Origin of the sequence: Siphonobacter sp. SORGH_AS_0500 (genome assembly GCF_002838835.1) — a bacterium.
Taxonomy (GTDB): Bacteria; Bacteroidota; Bacteroidia; order Cytophagales; family Spirosomataceae; genus Siphonobacter.
Map to the genome: position 1 here is coordinate 11,766 of NZ_NHPP01000029.1, position 21,425 is coordinate 33,190.

Here is a 21,425-nt window from a genome sequence, read left to right on the forward strand (position 1 = left end):
TCAAAAAAACTCCGCCAGCCAAGGCCTCACACGCCACGACCACAGATGCGGGCGTAATCGCAATATTCACAGGCTTTAAGGTTTTCCGTTTGAATAAACGGGGTTGCTTCGTTCAATAACTCATCCATAAATTGAGTCAGAATCAGCTCACTATCCTCAATAAACGTTTCAGGGGTTTCATCGGCTCGGAACCGTAACTGTTCCTGAGCCATAAAACCTTCGGCAAGATTTCGGAAGGAAATCATTCCTGGCTGAACCATCTGCGAAGCGGATAAGGCTACGTCCCCAATTTGCTTATGATTTTGTTTGATTACCAGGTATTTATACAACCATAACTGACGTAATACTTCCCAGTCTTCGTTCGTCAGGAATTGCTGATGCAACTCCTCCAAATCCTGATTGGCTTTCACATCCAGGTTTTTGGCTTCTACTTTTCCTGTCTTATAATCGACAATGCGAACCTGTTCATTCACTCGTTCTAATCGGTCAATTTTACCGGAAATCAGTACCTGGTGACCTTTATATTCGAAGCTAGCGGTGAGTTTCTGTTCGGGAGCGAGCATTTCCACCACCATCCCCGACTTTAGTTCCTCGATACGCATCTGAAAGTAATTTTTCAGATTGCGTCGGGCAATGTTATAGAGTAACAAATTCTGGCCTTCGTCCATAACCTGGCCTTTGAACTTGTCCTGAAAAACCGCTTCCAGTCGAGCCGGAATTTGTTTTATAAACTGTTCGTAATCCATTTCCTGATAGATACGAACGTCACGGTCAAGCATTTCCCGGTCAATGCGTTCCAGCACTTCGTGTACCCAAACCCCAAAATCATTCGCCTCCAGTTTTTCGGATACTTCCTCTTCTTCAGCCACGCCTGCAATGCGTTTGAAGTAATACTGGAGCGAGCATTTGTAGTACATATTCAGGTGCGTGGCGTACACCCCTCGCTCGGTAAGCGACTTCAAAATTTCCTGTTGAATCCGGGGTGTTTTATGAATCAAGAGTTGCGTTACTTCCGCACCCTCACCCTGTGGGGCCTGAAATTCAATCGATTGCGTTTTCAGTTTGGATTGGGAGCTATTACTTTCCTCCCACTCATGCTTCAGTTGCAGCAGAAAGCGACTTTTCTCCGATTTAGGGCCTTCACCACCGGGCTGGGTATAGAGGAAGACGACTTCTTTGGCCCGCTGAATCAGTCGGAAAAAGTGGTAACTCATTACCGCATCCGCATCCATGTAAGTAGGTAAGCCAAACTCCTGGGCGGCGTCAAAAGGAATGAGCGAATTTTGCTTCTTCCCCGTTGGTAAGGTGCCTTCGTTCACGGACAGAATAATTACGCGATCAAAGTCCAGACACCGCGTTTCCAGCATCCCCATTACCTGCAAAGGAGCCGCTGGTTCCCCCGAAAAAGGAATCTTGGTCTGGCGTAACAACTCCAGCAAAAAGCGGCGATACGACTTGATCGACACGGGAGCTTTGCGTTCGGCCAGCAGGCGTTCCAATCGCTTCAGAATGGTATAAAACTCGTAGAGATATTCCGTTTCAATGGCATCTTTTTCATCATAAAGTGGCCGCAGAATATCAATCAGGGCGTACAGGGCATGCGTAGCCTTTTTCGAATCATTATCCCAACGGGTAAATAAAGTCCGAACCAAAGGTTCATCATTAGCTAATTCCCGTAATTCCTTTTCATCAACGAAGAGTCGGTTTTCGTTTTTCAGCGTTCGTAATAACGGTCGAAACGACTCTTCCTGCTGCATCCAGTAGTTCTGAATGAACGGATGGTGCAGGATTTTCGCAATGTGCTTGTAACTGAACTTCGGCACCATAACCGTCCCAACGCCGTCCTTTTTTCGAAATTCAATTACGTTGCGTTGTAATTCAAACAAGCTTTCCACCAATGAATACAGCAAACTGCTTCGCATGGAAACGCCCATCGTTACGTTGAAATCATCGTATTTTTCGGGAATGGAAGCCAGCATCGGCATCAGCAGGTTCTCGTCGCCGAGCACCACGGCTGTATGGGGCCTGTAGACCGGATTACCTTCGATCTGCTCCCAATTCTCCATCAAATAAGCCGTTACTTTGGGCTGCATGGTGGCGTTTGGAACGCCCATTTCCGTGAATGCTTTGGGCTTGATAAGTAACTCAGCCGGAAGCTCTGGAGCCATCGGGAAGGACTTATAGTGGCGAAAACGCTTATTCCATTCACCCCGACTTAAGTCCGCGTCAGCGAGGTATTTACGAATGAATCGTCCGGCTTCGTGATGGCCTTTGAGGTAATAGGCATCCGCATCCCAAAGCATTTCGGCCCGGTTCAGCGAACTTAGTTTTCGTAAAATCCGCTCTTCAGAGGCACTCAGGGCATTAAATCCGAGGAAGTAATAATAGTCGTGGCTGGGATTATCAATGAAAATGGACTCGACGTTTTCGGCCACTTTACGATAAGCCATGCCCCGATACGCCCGGTCCTGCTGTTCCAGCCTGACTTTTAATTGATCGTAGACATGCAGCAGGTTTTCAAAAAGTCGGAAATAATTCTGGGTATACACCTGATCTGTAAATTCCCTATCCTTTGTTCCCCAGCGTTCAATGGCCTTCTCGGCCTCTACCCAGCGAAAAACTTCCCGGGCATTACAACCGTATAAATCAATCTGATCGAAATCCCGCAAAACGACCGGAGCCCAGCTTGTGAAGCGGTCAAAATCCAGATGTGGATCAATTCCTTTGAAGGTGTCGTATAACTCGAATAATAAGGCAACCGGGTCAATCTCCTGCACACCCGAACGCTCCATCACAAAATCATCCATTGCCATGACCTCTGGGGCCAGAAAAGGACGATCCGACAGAGCCGCCAGTTCCTGTTTGAAAAAGTAAACCGCCCGACGGCTGGGTAATACCACGCTGATTTTAGAAATCGTTTCGGGCGTATATTTTTTCCAGATATAATCAGCCGATTCAGAAAGGAAAGACATAGGAAGCGTTTTCTGTTTGGGGGTTTTCAATTCTGAACGAGTAAATCTATGTGATGCATGAGTGAATGCTATACTTTACTGTCGCTTACTCATTTTACCCGTAAAGCTTTAGGGTAATAACCCCAACGTGAAGTAATAACAACAAGAACTGAATAGAATTCAACTATTCATACAATCTATTTAGTTACCAATATAATCATTTATATATCAACACTTTAGTATGCTATCTTTCTAAACGTTAGTCTCAAGTTATTATATAATTTTACCAGCCCGGTTTCCAATGCCAGCAGAAGAATGAAGGAATAAACCACCATAGCTAAAAAATAAACGAAGCCCTCTAGGATGCCGATACCCGCTTTTCCACTAGCATCACTAGTTACACTAGATCAAACAAAAATGTCCTTGATCATTTACCCATCGCTTCATCTAAACAACTAATATTCATTCCCTTCATTCATTCAAAATTAATCAAACAAAGGCCAGCAGACGCCGAAGCCGAAGGAGCGTTTCATGCCGGGGTAAAAAGGAGTTGGCATGAAGTTTCGGGGGATTAAGCCATCGGCAGCGTTTTTCAACTGCACAAATACCCTTACCCGATTAATCCGAACATCGGCGAAGGCATCCAGTTGAACGTAGCCATTAACTTTGAACTTGTTATTGAGGTAAAACTGATTGGAAAGCGGCTGGTACAAATCCGCATAATATGCCGAACGGTAATGGGCATCTATGCCCACCTGCACATACATTACTTTCGAGTACACAAAATCAAAACCTACTTTCGAGAGGGTCTGAACTTTGGGCATCCGAATCAGATCCGGGCCGGAAGTGGTGGTTAGGTAGGCCAGGTGTGACGTGCTGAACTTACCTTTTCGCCAGGAAAGATTTACTCCCGCCCGATACACGCTAATGGGGCGACTTTCCTGCTGAGCCACAGAACTCGAATCAAAGTAAATATGGTTTTTAGTCAGACTGTAATGAATATTGGGTTCAATCAATAAATCCTTGATTTTAATCGGTGCCGAGGCCTGAATCTGGTTTGTAAAGACGTTCGAAAGATTTTTGTTCCAGTTCAGAATCGGGCTATAAAACTGCTCCTGTAACAAGGTTGGCGAGTTAAGCGTACTGGTAAACGTAGCCTTAAACCATTTTGCGTAATAGTTGCCGTGGAGACGATAATCCGCTCCGATCAGATACTCTCCTTCCGCTTCCAATCGCGTACTGTCTTTGAAGTAATAGGCCAGCCAGACTCCCAGAAAGTTTTCATTCTTGCGGCGACTCACGTGATCTGCAGGGTAATATTGGAAGGCGTAAAACTCTGGGTAGTGGGGTAAGTAACCCCACCAATCACAACCGGAACTGTGGTGATATAAGTAGAATCGGCTCCCACGACGGTCGTTCTGGAACGTTGATTCACCTGATAATCCCGACGTCTGAGGTGTACCCGGTAATTGAAACCCTGATAAGCTCCTTTCAGGCCAAATTTATTTTCCAGTAACCAGTAATTAGCCTCGGCTAATAAAGTATCCGCCTGTAAACGCCGATCTGTCAGGTTATTATAAAAGCCTGTAGTTGTAGCAGTTAGGTATCGGTTGTCTCTAAATCGGTTGAAACGATTGGTATAGTCCCCCACGTGATAGACCTGAAAACCTTTTACCGGCACGTATTCCTGATAGACGTGCACCTGATTCCGACGATCCCGGCTACTGGCTGCGGGTAACATTTCAATGGCATCGCTCGGGCTTTCCAGGAAAGTATTCCAATTGGCCTTGACTGGATCTGTACCGGGGTAAATACCCCCCGTTTCCCGAATGCTATGTTCAAAAATATTGGTATGAGCCAGAATAGCGTATTTGTTGTCTTTCGTATGGTAATTGGTATGAACTACAAAGTTCCAGAAACCCCCTAAATCCCGCTGGGCACGTGTCGTAGCTGCCCCCAGAGCAATTTGCCGCCGACTAATGTTCCGCTCCACGTGTAAACCGATGTTCCACTGCGAGTTAATGTTACGCGACAAGTCGAATTGAAGCACACTCTGGCCATTTCCTCCCTGCACATAATACGCCTGCGTGAAAGGCGATTTGGTGTCATAATACTTTACGTCGTAGGGCTTAATGGTATAAGGCGTATAGGAATCATACCCCAACTGAGCTCCAATTTGCTGGGGAGCCTCAAAGAATAAGGGCCGCAGAGCCGAATTCATCACCCCCAGATCTGTATACCATTTATTATTCTTGAATTCGTAACTGAATCGATGGAAATTGACATAATTCGTATCAATCGTATACAGGGTCTTACGATTGTTGAAAACGTCTTCTTCGAGAAAATAACGGGAAGTGGTTGGACCGTAAATCTGCTTGGTAGAATCATCCAGAATTTTACCGCGTGCAGCCGGATTGTCTCCCGGTTTAGGGGAAACTTCGCCGGGAGCGTTAGGTAAAGGGGCAGGCGTGATTTGAGCCATGGCGTTGAACGACCACACCGTCAGAACAACTGAGAACAGGTATTGATATAGTTTCACGATTTCAAAAATACGAGCAAAATTTCGTTGCACGGGGACTTAAGCTTTTTTAACGTCAAAACCCAACGTTTGAAGTAACCAGTCGTCAAAATGCAATGGGTTACTTTTTAGAAAATACACTTCAATCGGTAACACATAAATAGCTGTACTACTGTTACTTACCGATTTCAGTTTCACATAATCTTTTTCTGTGGTTAAGACCCAGGCTTCAGGACTGCCCGTTTGCTGGAGTTGGGTTTCAACCTTCTGCCAATCGCCTGCGGTATAGGCATGATGATCGCCAAAAGCTAAATGTTGGGCCAGTGTATACTTCGATTGGGCATAGGTTTCCAGCAGCTCCGGTCGGGCCAGTCCCGACACTAACACTGCCGGAGCCGCCGGAGGCGTTTGTTGCTGGCTATTCCGGGGGGTAGCATAGCGAATGCCGGAAAAGAAAACGGGAGCTTTGGAGTATTTTGCTATTTTTTTTATAATTTTTTTCTGCCCCTCTGCGTCTAAATTTTCCGGGCATTTGGTCACGATGATGGCATCTGCCCGGGCGGCTCCGTGTCTTCGTTCTCGCAGGTTTCCAGCTGGAAATGGATAATCCTGATAAAAGAGATGATAAAAATCTGTTAAAAGTAGATTAATTTGGGGTTGAATCGCCCGATGCTGATAAGCGTCATCCAGTAAAATCAGATCCGTTTCCGGGTGAAGTTTCAGTAACTTTTCGGCGGCTTCAGCCCGCTTCTCCCCAACAGTTACCCGTATTTCTTTCCCAAATTTTTGGTATACTTGCAAAGGTTCATCGCCTAGCGTTGCAGCCGTATCCTGATTAGTAGCGATCCGAAAGCCTTTTGTGTCCCGACCATACCCACGACTCAAAGTAGCCATCGAAGCGAACGGTTTCAGTAAACGAATTAAATATTCCAGATGAGGGGTTTTCCCGGTTCCACCCACCGTAAGATTTCCCACGCTAACTATTGGAACCTCAAACGTTGCAGAGGGTGACATACCCCGATCATACAGGCTGTTTCTCCAGTCGGTAATGAAGCCGTAAATCCAGGAAAAAGGAAGCAAAACTCTACGCAGGAAAAGTATCAAGTGACCCATAGATGGGTAAAAGTAAATGAACAATTTTTGACGCTCCGAACGGATTTAATGCGGCAAAGATCGACAAAACGCGGCTAAATGTGTAGTTTTGCCCCCTTTTAAACTAATCACCTCCCTTCAGTATGTCTCTTAAAGTGCTGGTTCACAAGCATATTCTTGACTTCCGGTTTGCTGCCGGCACGTCCAGGGGTACTCTTACCCAGCACACTGCCTATTACCTAAAGGTTTTCGATGAAGAAAATCCTTATGTTTTTGGCCTCGGGGAAGCTAGTCCACTGGTGGGTTTAAGTCCTGATTATGTCAATTTTGAACATACCCTGCATAAGGTATGTCAGGCATTTAATCGTTACGAACTCGAAGTTTTTCACTGGAACCTTGATCTTATTCTTAGTCAGGTTATTGATCAGCGTTATCCTGCCATTCGTTTTGGCTTTGAAACGGCCCTGCGTGACTTGTTGAACGAAGGGAAACGGCAGGTTTTTAAAAATACTTTTTCTGAGGGTGAGCGGCAAATCCCAATCAATGGGTTAATCTGGATGGGTAAGAAGGACTGGATGCTGGAACAAATCGAGCAGAAGCTGGATGCTGGGTTCAAAACCATCAAAATGAAAGTCGGAGCGATTGATTTTGAACAGGAGCTGGAATGCCTGCAATTCATTCGTCAACGGTATTCCGCCGATGACATCACGCTGCGAATTGATGCAAACGGAGCCTGGACCTCCGATGAAGCCATTGAAAAATTGAATCAACTGGCCGATCTCTCGATCCACTCCATTGAACAACCCATTCAGCCACGGCAGCCCGAAGCCATGGCCGATCTTTGCGAAAATTCCCCGATTCCCATTGCCCTCGATGAAGAGCTGATTGGCGTTACTGACTACATGGATAAAATGCGGCTACTGAAGAAATTACAGCCGCCTTATATCATTCTGAAACCAACCTTGCTGGGTGGCTTTACGGCTTGTAAAGAGTGGATCGAAATTGCGAATCGTCTAAAGATTAAATGGTGGTTAACCTCCGCTCTGGAGTCCAACATCGGCCTGAATGCCATTGCCCAGTTTGCGGGTGAGTTCCAAAATACATTACCCCAAGGACTCGGAACGGGTAGTTTATATTTCAATAATATTCCTTCCCCCCTCCAGATTCAACGGGGTACTATCATTTCTGATCCCCAGCAGCTCTGGGATTACAGCATTTTTGAAAAGTCCTTTATTACCCAATAAATAAGTCAAGACTGACGCGGCAATGATTCGTTTTTTCGTGAATTGCCTCTATTTTTGCCCCGTCACTCTGATTTTTACACAAGACCTTATGAACACTCAGGCACTAAACGATACTTTACTAAATCTGTTATCGAAACGCTTTGCTCTTCGTGAGATGGGATACGATCATCCCGGATACGATGACGCCGAAGAAACGCTGGAAGCTCTGGAAGACGATTTTGTAGATGAATACGGTGACGAATTTGAAGGCATTCTTCAACGGGTGCACGCCAATTTCTGTCCAGACACCGACGTATTACTTCCAACGGCTTATTTACCCCGTACGCAATACGAAAAAGTAATCAACGAGGAAACCGGACTGGAAGAATTTGAAATTGGCCCCGGCGATGGCGTTTGGGTTACGCTGAAAGACTTCCCGAATCTGGATGCAAAAATGGTTCTGTTACCTTCACCTCCACGTCTGGAAATTCTTTCTATGGGTGGTAGTCAGGAAGTATGGCGGGCCGAATAATTTACTAATATTATCCGAAGGTACTTTTATATTAACTCTGTCAATGGTCTGATTTTGTTAGACTATTTGCAGAGTTTTTTGATTTATACAAGGAGATTCGTACAGTTTTTTTGATATAGAGCTGATCCTTAGTTCTTTTGTATAGATGAGAAAAGTACCGCCGATTAAGATGAGTACGCTCCGTGTCATTGTATTAGGGTTGATGGTAACAGGCTTGACACGTTCTCAACCAGAGCCGCCGCCCTTTATTTTTGAGTACGAGCAGTCCCATAGTATCCCTGCTGGAACTATAGACGAAGCCTCAGGCATGGCCGATAGCCGTTCGATGCCCGGGCACTTGTGGGTGCAGGAAGATGGCAATAACCCCAACCGTCTTTCATTAATCAACTACCGGGGCCAATTGAAAGGCCGGGTTGATTTACCGTTTCCCAACCGAGATTGGGAGGATATGGATCTTTTCTTCGACAAAAAGGATAGCACTAATTATATCTATCTGGCCGATACGGGCGATAATCTTCAGCAATATCCTGAATATTACATTTATCGCTTCAAAGAGCCTGAATCCGTTGATTCGAAAGTAGAGAAATACGACCGGATTGTTTTTTATTACCCGGAAGGCAGCCGAGATACGGAGGCCATTTTGATTGAGCCCAATACGCAGGACATTTACGTCATTACCAAAAGTCCAGGGCTTTCAAAATTGTATAAACTGGCTTATCCCCAGCAGTTTGAGAAGCCTATGCCGGCTATGTACATCTGCGATTTACCCATGTACATGATCACCAGCGGAGATTTCTCTGCGGACGGTAAGCAGATTATCCTGAGAAATTATACCACGATGTATCTCTGGAATCGGGATGACGTGAACGAACCTATTCAGGACGTTATCTTTTCCAGTTACAAACTCATGCTACCCTATGTCTTTGAACCTCAGGGAGAAGCGGTGTGTTTTGAAAAAAATGGTAAAGGGTATTTCACCTTAAGCGAAAAATTGAAGTACCTCCCCTCCCAGCTTTTCTATTTTGCCCGAAAGAAATAATCCTGTTAACAATCCCGAAGCAATGCTTCGGGATTGTTTGTTTTCTGCCAAGGAAATAAGATTTAAGACGCGACTTCATCGCGTCTGAGTAGAGGCGGCTTTGGTTACTCCTTCCATGGCTGGTGTCTGCACCAGCCATTATTAAAAGCCCGTGGTTGGTGTTCTCACCAACCACGGCGGATCTTATCATTTAAATGATATTCATCTCCCGGCCAGACGCGATGAAGTCGCGTCTCTACCTTTTAAACCTTACAATCCATAAAAAGAACGGATAAAAGCGTTCACTTTTTCCGATTCGCAGGAGGTGGCCAAGTGCCCGCAGTTACCCGTCAACTCGACTAGCGGAGCTTTCGCAAACTTTGCAAATTCCATCGCTGAAGCCGGGTTAACCATGTGATCCTGCGTAGCAACAATAATCATCATTTTTGCCTTTACTGCTTTCGCCGTTTCCTCCAGTGATTTTCCCTGCGTTACATCCTGCGTCAGCATGGCCCGAATCTGGCTGGCCCAGTTGTAAGGATTAATGACATCCTGATTTTTTTCTACGCCTTCGATATAGCTTATGGCCTCTGTCAGAGGTCGTTTTTTCTGACTATACTCAGGCGTCAATAAGTTTAGTTCGTGAATGAGACCTGTCGTTTTCATGGCTTCGCGGCTGTAATGACCCCGTTCCAGCGTACGTAATTCCAGATTCCAGAAAAGTACATCGTAACTCGATTGCCGCGGCGTTCCAACAATGGGTACCACGCGATCCATAAAATCCGGGTAGCTTACTGCCCATTGATACGACTGCATGCCTCCCATCGAAACACCCATTACTGCGTATAGATGGGGCAGTTTCAGTTGCTTCGCCACTAATTCATGCTGGCTATTCACCATGTCTCGAATCGTGAACAGCGGGAATTTATCATTCAATTGTTTCGGGGAATTAGAGGGCGAAGAGGATACACCGTTACCAATGGCATCTACGGTAATCACAAAGAAATGAGTGCTGTCGGCCATACTTCCGGGACTAGCCATGCCTTTAAGATTCTCACTAACTCCTCCAAACCAGGTGAGAATTAGAATCGCATTGCTTTTCTGAGCATTCAGCTTTCCGAAGGTTCGGTACCCCACTTTACAGTCTTGAATAACCTGACCATTTTCCAATTTGAAATCACCCAGATTAGCAAATTTCTGCTGAGCCCGACTAGTCAGTATTCCCGCACAAAATGCTAGTAATGTGAGAAGGTATGAAGGTTTAGATAACATTAGATTGATGTCTGAGAATCCTTTAATCGAAGAAATATTAACTAGGCACGCGGCTACTACTTCATGGATAATCCGCTCAATTTCTTCAACAACTCAATTCCATCCAGCCAGGGACCGTAGCCAGAAGCCACGTTTATATGCCCGGCATCGGGTAGCCAAACCAGCTCTGAACCCCACGAATCGGCGAAAAGCTGAGCCCTTTCGGGAGTTACATAATAATCGTTAGTACTTGCTACGACAAGTGATGGAAAAGGTAACGTGGATAAAGGCATGGGTACAAAACCCGTAGTTCCTTCGGGATAGGTAGTGGCTTCCGTATCGCTGGGAGCCACCAGTAACGCTCCTTTGATGGGACGCTTGTATTTTTCAGCCCAGTACGCAATCGTTACGCAGGCCAGGCTGTGTCCCACCAGTAGTACTTCTGAACTACCAGCTTTGAATACCATTTCATCTAATACCTCTACCCAATCCGTTCGCTCTGGCGTGTCCCAGTTTTCCTGCTCAATTCGACGAAAGCCATACTGCTTCTGCCAAAGTGTTTGCCAGTGGCCCTCCCCGGAATTACCCAAACCCGGAAGAATCATAACTTTCGATTGAAACGGCATCGTGCAATGAGTTTGAAAGTAATTTGAGATTTGATGATGTTTGAGGGAGATAGATGAAGCTTGAGAGGGTTTGATTCTGTTTGAAAGGTTTGATCGAAACGTTTTATAACCGCTCAACCTATAGCATACTACGTTATATCAAACCTTCTCAAACTCAATCAAACCTAGTCTATTCTATACATCAATTTCAACCTGATTTCTCAGAATATCGTCCATAGTCTCGCGTTGGCGAATGAGGTGGGCTTCTCCGTTCAGAATTAATATTTCTGCCGGACGAAAACGGCTGTTATATTGACTACTCATCGCGAAACCGTAAGCTCCGGCATTGAGTAAGACCAGAATGTCACCCGCCGTAACTTTATTCAAGGGGCGACCTAAAGCGAAGTTGTCAGTCTCGCAGATGTAACCTACTACATCATACGTTTCCTGCACACTGGCGTCAGGATTTGACGCATTTACAATGTGATGATACGCATCGTACATCATGGGACGAATCAGGTGATTCAGCCCAGAATCTACGCCTACAAACGTACGGCCAGGGGCTTGTTTCACGACATTGGCCCGAACTAGCAAGTAACCGCATTCGCTGACCAGGTATTTACCCGGCTCAAACCAAAGTTGGAGTTTACGACCGTATCGTTCGCAGAATTGCTGGAAAAAGCCCGATAACTCTTTGCCGAAGCTTTCCATATCCGTTGTATAATCGCCCTCTTTGTAGGCCACTTTGAAACCACCACCGAGGTCGATGCATTGCAAATCAGGGAAGGCCATGGCAAACTCAAAAATCCGGCTGGCGGCTTCAATGAATGCGGAAGCTTCTTTCACATCCGAACCCGTATGCTGGTGCAATCCCACGATTTTCAGGTCGTATTTTTCAACCAAAGCCAGAATTTCTGCCTGCTGACGAATGTCAATACCGAATTTGGAACCTTCGTGAGCCGTCATGATTTTCGCATTTCCCCCCGCCGCGACGTTGGGCTTAATGCGAATCATACAGGGTTTGGAAGAACCGTATTTTTGTCCAAATTTTTCGAGGACATCAAGATTATCGAGGTTCACAAAAGCTCCATTTTCTACGGCAAATTCGATTTCCTCAAAATCAACCCCACTGGGCGTAAAGTTAATCTGGCTACCGGAATACCCAGCCCGTAGGCCAATCTGCAATTCCTGAGGCGATACCACGTCCAGCTCTACGCCGTGTTTACGCATCAGCTTGAGTACGGAAATAGAAGTTAATGCTTTACAGGCATACTTGATTTTCAGGTCAATACCTACAAATGCCTGTTGTAATTGTTGAATCTGTTGTACGATTTTTTCGCCATCGTACACATAAAGCGGCGTGCCGAACTGGGCGGCAAGATCAGTAACTTTCTGATTCTGTATGTAATAAGAGCCTTCTCGAACTTGCATGGGGAAGTATTAAATAAAGTTGCAAATTGGCAGAAAACCATGTATTTATCAAATCTGTCTGGATGGTTTGAGAAGGTTTGATTTTAGTTGGAGTCCGTTTGAAGAGCTAAACCACTGCCAGCGTGGCCCGGCCCGCTTTTTCGCTGGCAGCAATTCTTTGGTATGAAAATGCCGTCTGCCAATTAAAATAATTGATTCAAACAAAACTCAAACCTCCTCAAACTTCTCCTTTGTAATTTAGCATAACCCCTAATTTTGTAGCCAGCAAGTCAACGAGCTATTCTTCATTAAAATTTAATACTTGTTCTTATGCAGAAATCGATACGATTCTGGTTGTTAAGTCTTCTTTCCTGTTTCCTCCTGCAAGCTCAGGCTCAGCTCAAAAGTGGCCCTATGCTGGGCTACTCCGATTACATGGAAGTAATGCTTTGGGCTCAGACTCAGAAGCCCGCTAAAGTGAAAATTGTCTATTGGGAAGTAGGCCAACCCGGTCATAAACGTTCAACGGATGAAGTTACTACCGAGAAAACGACCGCATACATTGCCCGTATGTACGCCGACCAGGTAGAACCCGGCAAAAAATACGATTATGAAATCTGGGTGGATGGCAAAAAAGTAGCCCGCCCCTACGCTCTTCAGTTTCAGACACAGAAACTTTGGCAATTCCGCACCGACCCTCCGGCTTTTAGCTTTGCTTTCGGAAGTTGTGCGTATTTAGGCGAACCTGAATACGATCGACCTGGTACGCCTTACGGTCAGCAATACGAGATTTTTACTAAAATTGACAGCTTGAAACCCGACTTCATGGTTTGGGGCGGTGACAACAATTATTACCGCGAAGTAGACTGGAATACCCGCACGGGCATGCTCCGCCGGATGACGCACGGTCGGGCTTTCCCTCAGTTACAGTCGCTGATGGCTCATACCCACCATTACGCCATTTGGGATGACCATGACTACGGCCCGAACGATGCTGACCGTAGTTACTGGATGAAACGGGATGCTCTGGATATTTTTAAGCTTTTTTGGGGTAACCCTAACTATACCTTTGAAAAAGAAGGCATTACCAGTACGTTTCAGTGGGGAGATTGCCAGTTTTTCATGCTGGATGATCGTTGGTGGAGAGCTCCTAATGATCTGGAAGGAAAGAATAAAGATTACCTCGGCAAGCAACAGCTAGACTGGTTAATCGACGCTCTTCGGTTCAGTCAGGCGACTTTCAAATTTGTTGTTTGCGGAGGTCAGGTAATTAATCCAACGGCTCAATTTGAAAATTATTCGGTATACGCTGAAGAACGGGAAGAGTTACTGAAACGCATTACCGAGCAGAAAATTTCAGGAGTAGTATTCCTTTCGGGCGACCGCCACCACACGGCAGTACACAAACTAGAGCGTTCGAAAGCCTATCCTTTCTACGATTTCACCATTTCGCCGTTTACCTCGGGCCCAGCCCGTCAGACGAAGGAAGAAGCGGTTGCTCCTACTTTATTACCCGAAACAGTTTTACAGGAACGTAACTTCGCAGTCATGTCCCTCTCCGGCTCTCGGATTGAACGGGTATTAACCGTAAAAACCTACAACACCCGCGGCGAACTGAAATGGACGAAGGAAGTGAAGGCCAGCGAATTGAAGTAGGTTTCCGTTAAGAGTTTTTTTTCAGTTATTGACGGCCCAAAAGTTTGATACTTTTGGGCCGTTTTTTTAAACGTAATTTTCAGCCCCAGAGGAGTTAAACACAGCTACTACAGTCTGGTGAAATTAAATAATGATTCTAAATTTTACCCAAACTCAACTAGTGCAAGATTTCTCTCTTGTACTTACCACTTCGGAAGGTTCCTACCTTCCATAATACGAAAACTAAGCAAATAGAAACGGGTAGAACAGCCCTTCTATTCCCAAAATCTGATTCATCACTATGCAATACCTCGACATCATCGGGCGATCTTTAGCCGTTTACCTTTTTATTATTGCGGCAATCCGGCTGTTTGGCAAAAAAGAGCTGGCTCAGTTATCCATTGTCGATCTGGTATTTATCTTACTGATTTCCAATTCAGTACAAAACGCCATGGTGGGTTCGGATACGAGCTTACCCGGTGGAATCATTGCGGCGGGTGCTTTATTTCTGGGTAACCTGATTCTGAAACGGATTATCTACAAGAATCAGCAGTTTAGCCATTTTCTACAGGGCGAACCCATTATGCTGATTTACAAAGGCAAGGTGAAAGACAAAAACCTGACTCGGGCCGAGATTAGCGTAAACGAACTAGAGGCCGCCGTCCGCGAACATGGCGTTCTTAACCTGAAAGATGTCGATCTGGCGGTATTGGAAGTAGATGGAAACATCAGTGTTATGTCGAATGATTTTCAGAAAAAAACGTCCCGAAGACATAAGAGTCACCGTTCGTTAAATAATCCAATGTCTTAAAAACAAAGAACTTATCCCTTGCACGATAAGCTTTTTGTTATCCAGGCACCACCCGCTGTCGCTCGGCTCTGTCCGAGGGTATGTAATCCTGTTTTTGCTTGGGAAAGGTGTTCTCTGATCATCTACTAGCTCGCATCCTACCGGCCAGAGGCCTACCGTTAGGTAGTTACTCGGCTAGAGCCGAGCGACTGCGGGGATAATACCTTCTTCACACACCTTAATTTGTGCTCTTGTTCTTTGACATAAAAATACCCCCAAGTAGTGTCTAACTTCTAGGGGGCATTCCAGGGAGGAGAAGCTCTTTATTGTTGAGAGATGTAGGTGATTAATCCCTTTTCAAAATCATGGCGGATGCCTGAGCAGTGGGGAAAATTAGAATGTCGGCCAGCACTACGTGCGGAGGACGGGTTACTACAAACGTAATCGTGTCCGCAATGTCTTCGGCACTTAAAGGCGTAAAGCCCTGATACACGGAATCAGCCCGTTTTTCATCGCCTTTAAAACGCACCATTGAAAATTCCGTTTCTACCGCACCGGGAGCAATATTTGTGACTTTAATTCCGTAAGGATTCAGGTCCTGACGCATTCCCTGACTAATACTTTCCACGGCTGACTTTGAGGCACAGTATACGGCTCCATTCGGGTACGTCTGCTTACCCGCAACGGAGCTGATATTAATGATATGACCGCTCTTTCGCTCGATCATGCCAGGCATCACCAACTTTGAAACGTACAGAATTCCCTTCACGTTACCATCAATCATTGCGTCCCAATCGTCGGGATCGTTATCCTGAATGGGTCCTAGTCCGTGAGCATTACCCGCGTTATTTAGCAGAATATCAATCGTTTTCCACTCGTCGGGAATCTTCGAATAGGCCTCTTCCACATCCTCCCGGTAACGTACATCAAAGTTCGTGGTATACACCTCGACTTTCGATCCCAGTAATTCTTGCAGTTCATCCAGCCGTTCCTGACGGCGACCGTGCAGTAACAAACGATAACCCAAATCGGCAAAAGCCAGAGCCGTTGCCCGGCCAATTCCGGAAGTAGCTCCGGTAATAAAAGCAGTACGAGACATTAATTCAGTTGTCAGTTTACGGTTATTAGTTGTCAGTTATGGGTATTTCTGTGTAAGCATCAACACTAATTTGCTCGACAACTACATTAATTTTTTCGGCAATACTACCAACAACCAGTAACGAACAACCTTAATTTAAAGAATGATAAAGCAGGAAGCTTAACAGCCTTTCAAAGGTTTGTTGTTCGTCGATGCTGGCTCCTAACTTAGCTACCTGTAATCGGTAAAGGTCAATGAGCCGCAAAAATCGCTCATTATTGGTAAATCTGGCCGCAATGATGCCTTTAAAACAACGGTGCGTCTGATTATAGAGGTATTTGCAGGGTTTAGACGGCTCTTTATTGAAAAGTTGATCGAGAGCTTTCAGGCCGTCGTATTTTTGCATAAAGGCAAAACCCGTCTGTACCAGAAATTCCTTAATCTGATCACAAACATCATCCAGGTCGTCCGTTCCGTGCAATTTGTAACGAAAATACTTATCGTCATTAAATTTACCGATTGAAATCACGAGCGTATTAGCGTCGTCCCGGTATTCTTCGGATATATCCAGAAATTGCTGAGCCAAAAACTCAATTTCCTGATGACGCAGGCCAATACTTACATCCAACCAGGTTTCCTGACCTTGGGAAGAAGTAGAAAAGATCACATTGTGAAAACCAGTTGGGGTTTGTTTTCTGAATTGCTTCCGATCCGACAGCAATTCAAATCCGTGCTGAGCGAAAAAAACGCTAAGTTTTTGATAAAGCTCGGTTTCAAAAGGAGTAATGATCATAAGCAACTAGTTTAATAATCGTCTCGTCGGGTACATTTATTCTGCTTTTAATCAATCATAGGAAGAGATTTTCTCTTCTTTTGGAACGTGCCCGCCATCAACGAATAATGAACAAATGATTTCAACTGACTTTCAGTGAAATTGCTGATGAGCGGCAAGGTAAAAGGATACTTTAGAAATGAAAAAGATTTTATTATTTTCTGATACCCACGGTTGGTTCGATGAAGCCCTGGACTCCCACTGTAACTGGGCAGATGAGATCTGGCACGCAGGCGATTGGGGTACGGGTGTTTACGAACGCCTCCAAAGATATGCCAAGCCCATCCGGGGTGTTTACGGGAATATCGACGGCCCTCCCATTCGCGGGCAGTTTCCCTTACTAACCCATTTTACTTGCGAAGGCGTTCACGTAGGCATGACGCATATTGCCGGAACACCGGGACGTTACAAGCCTGATGCCCGTCAGTTACTTACCGAAGGACGACCAGATGTACTGATTTGCGGTCATTCGCACATTTTGCGGGTTGAACGCGATCCGAACTATCAGAATATGTTATTCATGAATCCCGGAGCAGCGGGAAAAGAAGGTTTTCACCGCATCATGACAGCCCTGCGTTTCAAAGTCGCTGACGGTCGAATTTTCGACGTAGAAGTGCTGGAATTGGGCAAACGAGGCAAAATTCCTGACAATTTTACCGCCTAGTTTCGTAGGGAATATTCTTTTTTGACCCGAAAGTATTACCAGAATTTTACGAAAATGAGTACGCTGGACGGCATAAATACCCTCAGAAAAATAATAATGTCGGGCGACAAAGTGCTGGTTCGCCCCACGAGTGATCAACACAAGACCCGCTCGGGTTTATACTTACCGCCTACCGTTACGGAGAAAGAAGACATTCAGCAGGGTGTGGTTGTGAAGGTAGGCCCTGGCTTTCCAATTCCGGCGGCTAATGACGAAGATGAGCCTGGAAGGAAAAAAAGGAAGCTTTGAAATACATTCCACTTCAGGTACAGGAAAAAGATCAGGTTTTATTTCTTCGTAGAATGGGTACGATGTGGAAATTGATGGCGAGAAATACCTCATTATTCCTCATTCTGCCATACTCTTAATGGTTCGGGAAGATGAATTGAGCGAGCTGGGTCTCTAGGCCTTCTCCAGGAGGTGAACATTTTCTCAGAAAAAATCGTTATCTTTGTGCCCCGAAATTAGTCCAGAGTTTATCGCTAGGTAGATTTTACGATTAATCAGGACGCACAATCATCCGGGGACGACGGGTATTGACAGCGGGCTGAGGTTGCGGGTGTAAGCATGTCGGAAGTTGGAAGAACCTTCCGTGTAAAATTCTTCTAAAACAATAGCTGGCAACAATAGCTACGCTATGGCTGCTTAATCCGGAGGATTAACCATTAGCCATCGTCCCGCCGAACCATCACACTACTGGGTCGGAGTTCGGGGCGTCGAAAGGTAGTGTCGGAGGGGCCGATTTCGCTGAGCCCTATCTGTACTAGCGAATACGGAATTAATTCGGTTTGTTGTCGACCTGATTAGTTCCCGACAATCCAAGGACAACTAAGCATGTAGAAGACGCGTGGCGTCCCTGTTCTGGACGAGGGTTCGAATCCCTCCGTCTCCACAGTTAAAACTGTAAATCAAATAGTTATGAGATTTACACACAATTAAAAGGGAACCTCTATTCGGGGTTCCCTTTTTTATTCTCCAGCTCTGCTATTCGCATATCAATATATTTTGCCAAAATGTACCGAAGGGGTACCGACTAAACTGACAAAAGTTTTATTGAAATGGATTCAAATGAAAAAACCCGATAATACATCGGGGTTGACTTATTATATGATCAATAGTTTATTGAGACATCTGAGATGAGCTTTGGCGATTACGCTCAGCCATCTCGACAAAGTTAAGAGGAGGCAATAGAACCGTTGGAATTCCAGCCTTGCTAGTTATTGATGCTATTGTTTCTCTAATAAATGGATAGAGAATAGCCGGACCATTTATTTGAGCAAAGTTTTCTATTGATGAGTCTTCAACCTTTCCTACAATTTCAAACATCCCAGCAGTGTTTACCGCCATTTTAATCAATGGATTCTCATCCTGGCTCTTAGTCAACTCTACCAATACGTTTACCTGATGTCGTTGAGCAACGGACTCAATCATACTTGTTATTCAAAGTCAGAAACATTATCAGGTAACTCGCCTTAACGGAAGGAAGAAGTTCAATTCTATTAATGAAATTGACTTGGGGTTAATAGAAGCCATATGAAATATCATGATATTAGTTAAGCAGCCATTGCATGGCTATCTTTTCCGGGGTTGACTGAAATATCATTGAGATTAAAGCTGCTAGAGACTGATTCTGCTTTAATCTGATTAACATGAGGTCTTTTGTTGTTTGTTAAGCTATTAAATAAATCTTCAATGCTTAAGCTATCAGAGTTAAGATAGCTTTGCTTCCACCTTATACAAGGGAGACTCCACAGGAAACGTATCTTCAGAATTAGTAAACAGCATAGCTTCATTTGGGGTTTTTCGATCCGACTTGTTATAAATTGAGAGTCAACATAGATTTTTAAGATAACGATATGAGGTACTTTTTGCGAGGTTTTTGAAGTCTTGTGTAGAGTTGTGTAAATGTTTCACATAACTGGCGTTTGACGAGATGGTGCATAAGAGCGGAGCATCTAGAAGGGCAACATGTCAGGTAGAGTGATGATCCACACCATCAAAGATTTATTCTCTTCATCCGACTTTAAATCAATTCATTGCCAGCCGTTTATTGGCTATCAGCTGGACAAAATGGGATAAGCTTTTGGGGCTAATGCTCCAGTTAGGGGGAGAGATATTGCCCCAAACTTTCGGATTATCCATTAAGTTAAAATAACAGACACCCGCTATTTCAGGATGCTGGTTGATTGTAATTGCGGCATCTTCAAGCCATTTTTGTTGATAAGCTTCTGGCCCCTTAACCCCAAATTCGGTTATAAAGAAAGGCTTGTTGGCAAATCGCATGCGATACGATTTACGATCGTAGATCCTCCGAAAGGTTTCCTGTTGGGCAGGGTCAGTAATATTTTTGTCAGGCAGACCATAAATAGCTATACTGATGTAATCAACGGCATCGTCTCCCGGCCACCACTCCATCGAACCCCGGTCGCCCGCTGGTCCCCACACTTTTTTCACATTAGAAGCGTGATTCTTGTCAAAAAACATAAAATAACGGAATGCCTTGATATATAATGCTGGATCCTGACTTTGCCAGGAATATCGGTAAATAGGAATTTCCATTTCATGTGCAAAACGCAAATAAACCGTCTGATTAGTAGCCGAAATAAGGGTATAAAGCTTACTAAATTCTTTATCGTAAACACCGTGAAGGGTATTCAAGAGCACGTTTGTATCTTTTCTGGCATAGGTATCTTTCCAAGGCTCAAACGTTACGATTACATCATGGTTTCGGCTCAGGACATCGTTAAATTCTTTTTCAAAAGAGCCATTTTGTATAGCTCCCAGATCGGTAAATAGATGTTCAACGTGCACGGATTCGTTTTCAACCAGTAACTTCTTCGGGTCATAAACGCCGATTTTAAGAGGAGTTGTCGTTTTGTCGTTGGGTTTTAACGCAGGTTGAACGTCAGATGACGGTGAGAAGAACATGCGTTCTTCCTTTTTAATTGATGAATCGCTTGATGGAATGACTTAGTAATTATGGATACGCCCTTGTTCTTTATTGTTTGTGGTCCCAACACTAAGACCGGTTTGTTCATAAATCTCATTCTATAGATTTTTCGCCTAATGGCAATTGCCTGATTCACCGGTCGAGGATAGGCATTGGTCAACTCCTCAGACACCCCCTTTAGTGTAACACTAATTAAATCGACTACTTCTTTCCCTGGCCAATACTCTTCAGCACCAGGGTAGCCCGCTGGTCCCCAGACAATCTTTATAGCTGGGAAAGCGGCTTTACACAGTTTTGACACATGCTGAAATGCCTCGTTGTATAGTTTGGGCGATTGGTATTGCCAAGGGTAAACATGAACCGGAACTTCCATTTCCGGGCACCATCTGAGTAAGATTTCTCTATTAGATTTGGAAAGTATACGGCAATATGTCGTTAACGTTTGATCATATTCACCTCTTAGAGTTTCGTTGAGACAATTTTCGTTACAATCACTCAGTACAAGGCTTAGTAGATTCGTTTTGTCTAAGGCTATTTTCGACGAAAGAGCCTCCACGATATCACCTTCTACAGCCTTACTTAATCGTAAGTAGGTATGTTGGTAACCAGGTTTGCCTACATCACTTTGCTTATCTGTCCGATCAAAAATGCCAATAACGCCCTCCTCTTGATCCCGGTTGATTGAGACTCTGCGGTCCAGTTTGGCCGCGGACAGAACCCTGTTTACCTGTTGTACATGGCCGTATTCGTGAATTAAAAGTACTAGCCCTAAAATGACGGATATTCCTACCAGGTAATAACTGACTTTTAGCTTCATTGACTTAACTAATTTCAGAG

Annotated in this window: 19 protein-coding genes and 1 other RNA gene; 8 read left to right on the top strand and 12 right to left on the bottom strand. The window is 44.7% G+C overall.

Features of this window, described 5'->3' with window-relative positions:
* Nucleotides 1-26: 26 nt before the first annotated feature.
* The 4 genes from BWI96_RS20970 to lpxK form a co-directional block, all read right to left on the bottom strand.
* Entirely contained in the window at nt 27-2,972 is a 2,946-nt protein-coding gene (locus BWI96_RS20970) for a PD-(D/E)XK nuclease family protein (protein ID WP_106638454.1), read from the bottom strand.
* A gap of 464 nt (nt 2,973-3,436) precedes the next feature.
* A complete protein-coding gene (locus BWI96_RS23035; protein WP_157830478.1) occupies nt 3,437-4,252 on the bottom strand; it encodes a putative porin in 816 nt (271 codons plus the stop codon).
* Nucleotides 4,249-5,523, bottom strand: a complete 1,275-nt coding sequence (locus BWI96_RS23040; RefSeq protein WP_106638456.1) for a putative porin — start codon at nt 5,521-5,523, stop codon at nt 4,249-4,251. Before BWI96_RS23040 ends, BWI96_RS23035 begins: the two co-directional genes overlap by 4 nt.
* A gap of 6 nt (nt 5,524-5,529) precedes the next feature.
* On the bottom strand, nt 5,530-6,582 hold the full coding sequence (gene lpxK, locus BWI96_RS20985; RefSeq protein ID WP_232793859.1) for a tetraacyldisaccharide 4'-kinase: 1,053 nt from the start codon (nt 6,580-6,582) through the stop codon (nt 5,530-5,532).
* A gap of 122 nt (nt 6,583-6,704) precedes the next feature.
* Here lpxK and BWI96_RS20990 point away from each other — a divergent pair, with 122 nt between their 5' ends.
* From BWI96_RS20990 to BWI96_RS21000, 3 genes are all read left to right on the top strand, one after another.
* Nucleotides 6,705-7,805 (top strand): o-succinylbenzoate synthase, encoded by a 1,101-nt coding sequence (locus BWI96_RS20990; RefSeq protein WP_106638457.1) that lies wholly within the window; start codon nt 6,705-6,707, stop codon nt 7,803-7,805.
* An 88-nt stretch (nt 7,806-7,893) separates the two neighbouring features.
* Complete coding sequence (locus tag BWI96_RS20995; RefSeq protein ID WP_157830479.1) at nt 7,894-8,316, top strand: hypothetical protein; 423 nt, start codon at nt 7,894-7,896, stop codon at nt 8,314-8,316.
* 169 nt (nt 8,317-8,485) lie between these two features.
* Nucleotides 8,486-9,355, top strand: a complete 870-nt coding sequence (locus tag BWI96_RS21000; protein WP_106638459.1) for a PE-PGRS family protein — start codon at nt 8,486-8,488, stop codon at nt 9,353-9,355.
* Nucleotides 9,356-9,604: 249 nt separating this feature from the next.
* On the opposite strand, the gene BWI96_RS21005 is transcribed toward BWI96_RS21000, so the two are convergent.
* From BWI96_RS21005 to lysA, 3 genes are all read right to left on the bottom strand, one after another.
* Nucleotides 9,605-10,606: an alpha/beta fold hydrolase gene (locus tag BWI96_RS21005; protein WP_106638460.1), complete on the bottom strand. Its 1,002-nt coding sequence runs from the start codon at nt 10,604-10,606 to the stop codon at nt 9,605-9,607.
* Between the two features lie 56 nt (nt 10,607-10,662).
* Entirely contained in the window at nt 10,663-11,190 is a 528-nt protein-coding gene (locus tag BWI96_RS21010; RefSeq protein ID WP_232793860.1) for an alpha/beta hydrolase, read from the bottom strand.
* Nucleotides 11,191-11,385: 195 nt separating this feature from the next.
* Nucleotides 11,386-12,621 (bottom strand): diaminopimelate decarboxylase, encoded by a 1,236-nt coding sequence (gene lysA, locus BWI96_RS21015; RefSeq protein WP_106638462.1) that lies wholly within the window; start codon nt 12,619-12,621, stop codon nt 11,386-11,388.
* Between the two features lie 309 nt (nt 12,622-12,930).
* On the opposite strand from lysA, the gene BWI96_RS21020 reads away from it, so the two are divergent.
* Nucleotides 12,931-14,256, top strand: a complete 1,326-nt coding sequence (locus tag BWI96_RS21020) for an alkaline phosphatase (RefSeq protein WP_106638463.1) — start codon at nt 12,931-12,933, stop codon at nt 14,254-14,256.
* 280 nt (nt 14,257-14,536) lie between these two features.
* Nucleotides 14,537-15,046 carry a DUF421 domain-containing protein gene (locus BWI96_RS21025; RefSeq protein ID WP_106638464.1) on the top strand — a complete coding sequence of 170 codons (510 nt, stop codon included), beginning with the start codon at nt 14,537-14,539 and terminating at the stop codon, nt 15,044-15,046.
* 325 nt (nt 15,047-15,371) lie between these two features.
* Here the strand turns inward: BWI96_RS21025 and BWI96_RS21030 are convergent, their stop codons facing one another.
* Nucleotides 15,372-16,124 carry an SDR family NAD(P)-dependent oxidoreductase gene (locus tag BWI96_RS21030; RefSeq protein WP_106638465.1) on the bottom strand — a complete coding sequence of 251 codons (753 nt, stop codon included), beginning with the start codon at nt 16,122-16,124 and terminating at the stop codon, nt 15,372-15,374.
* Between the two features lie 130 nt (nt 16,125-16,254).
* On the bottom strand, nt 16,255-16,896 hold the full coding sequence (locus BWI96_RS21035) for a hypothetical protein (RefSeq protein ID WP_106638466.1): 642 nt from the start codon (nt 16,894-16,896) through the stop codon (nt 16,255-16,257).
* Between the two features lie 178 nt (nt 16,897-17,074).
* On the opposite strand from BWI96_RS21035, the gene BWI96_RS21040 reads away from it, so the two are divergent.
* From BWI96_RS21040 to ssrA, 3 genes are all read left to right on the top strand, one after another.
* Nucleotides 17,075-17,599, top strand: coding sequence for a metallophosphoesterase (locus tag BWI96_RS21040; RefSeq protein WP_106638467.1), 525 nt, complete (start codon nt 17,075-17,077; stop codon nt 17,597-17,599).
* Between the two features lie 54 nt (nt 17,600-17,653).
* A complete protein-coding gene (locus tag BWI96_RS23515; protein ID WP_369804249.1) occupies nt 17,654-17,887 on the top strand; it encodes a hypothetical protein in 234 nt (77 codons plus the stop codon).
* A 273-nt stretch (nt 17,888-18,160) separates the two neighbouring features.
* Nucleotides 18,161-18,533: a transfer-messenger RNA gene (gene ssrA, locus BWI96_RS21050) on the top strand.
* 224 nt (nt 18,534-18,757) lie between these two features.
* Here the strand turns inward: ssrA and BWI96_RS21055 are convergent.
* The 3 genes from BWI96_RS21055 to BWI96_RS21065 all read right to left on the bottom strand — a co-directional run bounded on the left by BWI96_RS21055 (nt 18,758) and on the right by BWI96_RS21065 (nt 21,405).
* Entirely contained in the window at nt 18,758-19,069 is a 312-nt protein-coding gene (locus tag BWI96_RS21055; RefSeq protein ID WP_106638468.1) for a protein-export chaperone SecB, read from the bottom strand.
* Nucleotides 19,070-19,666: 597 nt separating this feature from the next.
* Nucleotides 19,667-20,566 carry a glycoside hydrolase family 26 protein gene (locus tag BWI96_RS21060; protein ID WP_106638469.1) on the bottom strand — a complete coding sequence of 300 codons (900 nt, stop codon included), beginning with the start codon at nt 20,564-20,566 and terminating at the stop codon, nt 19,667-19,669.
* Complete coding sequence (locus BWI96_RS21065; protein WP_106638470.1) at nt 20,527-21,405, bottom strand: hypothetical protein; 879 nt, start codon at nt 21,403-21,405, stop codon at nt 20,527-20,529. Before BWI96_RS21065 ends, BWI96_RS21060 begins: the two co-directional genes overlap by 40 nt.
* Nucleotides 21,406-21,425: the final 20 nt, after the last annotated feature.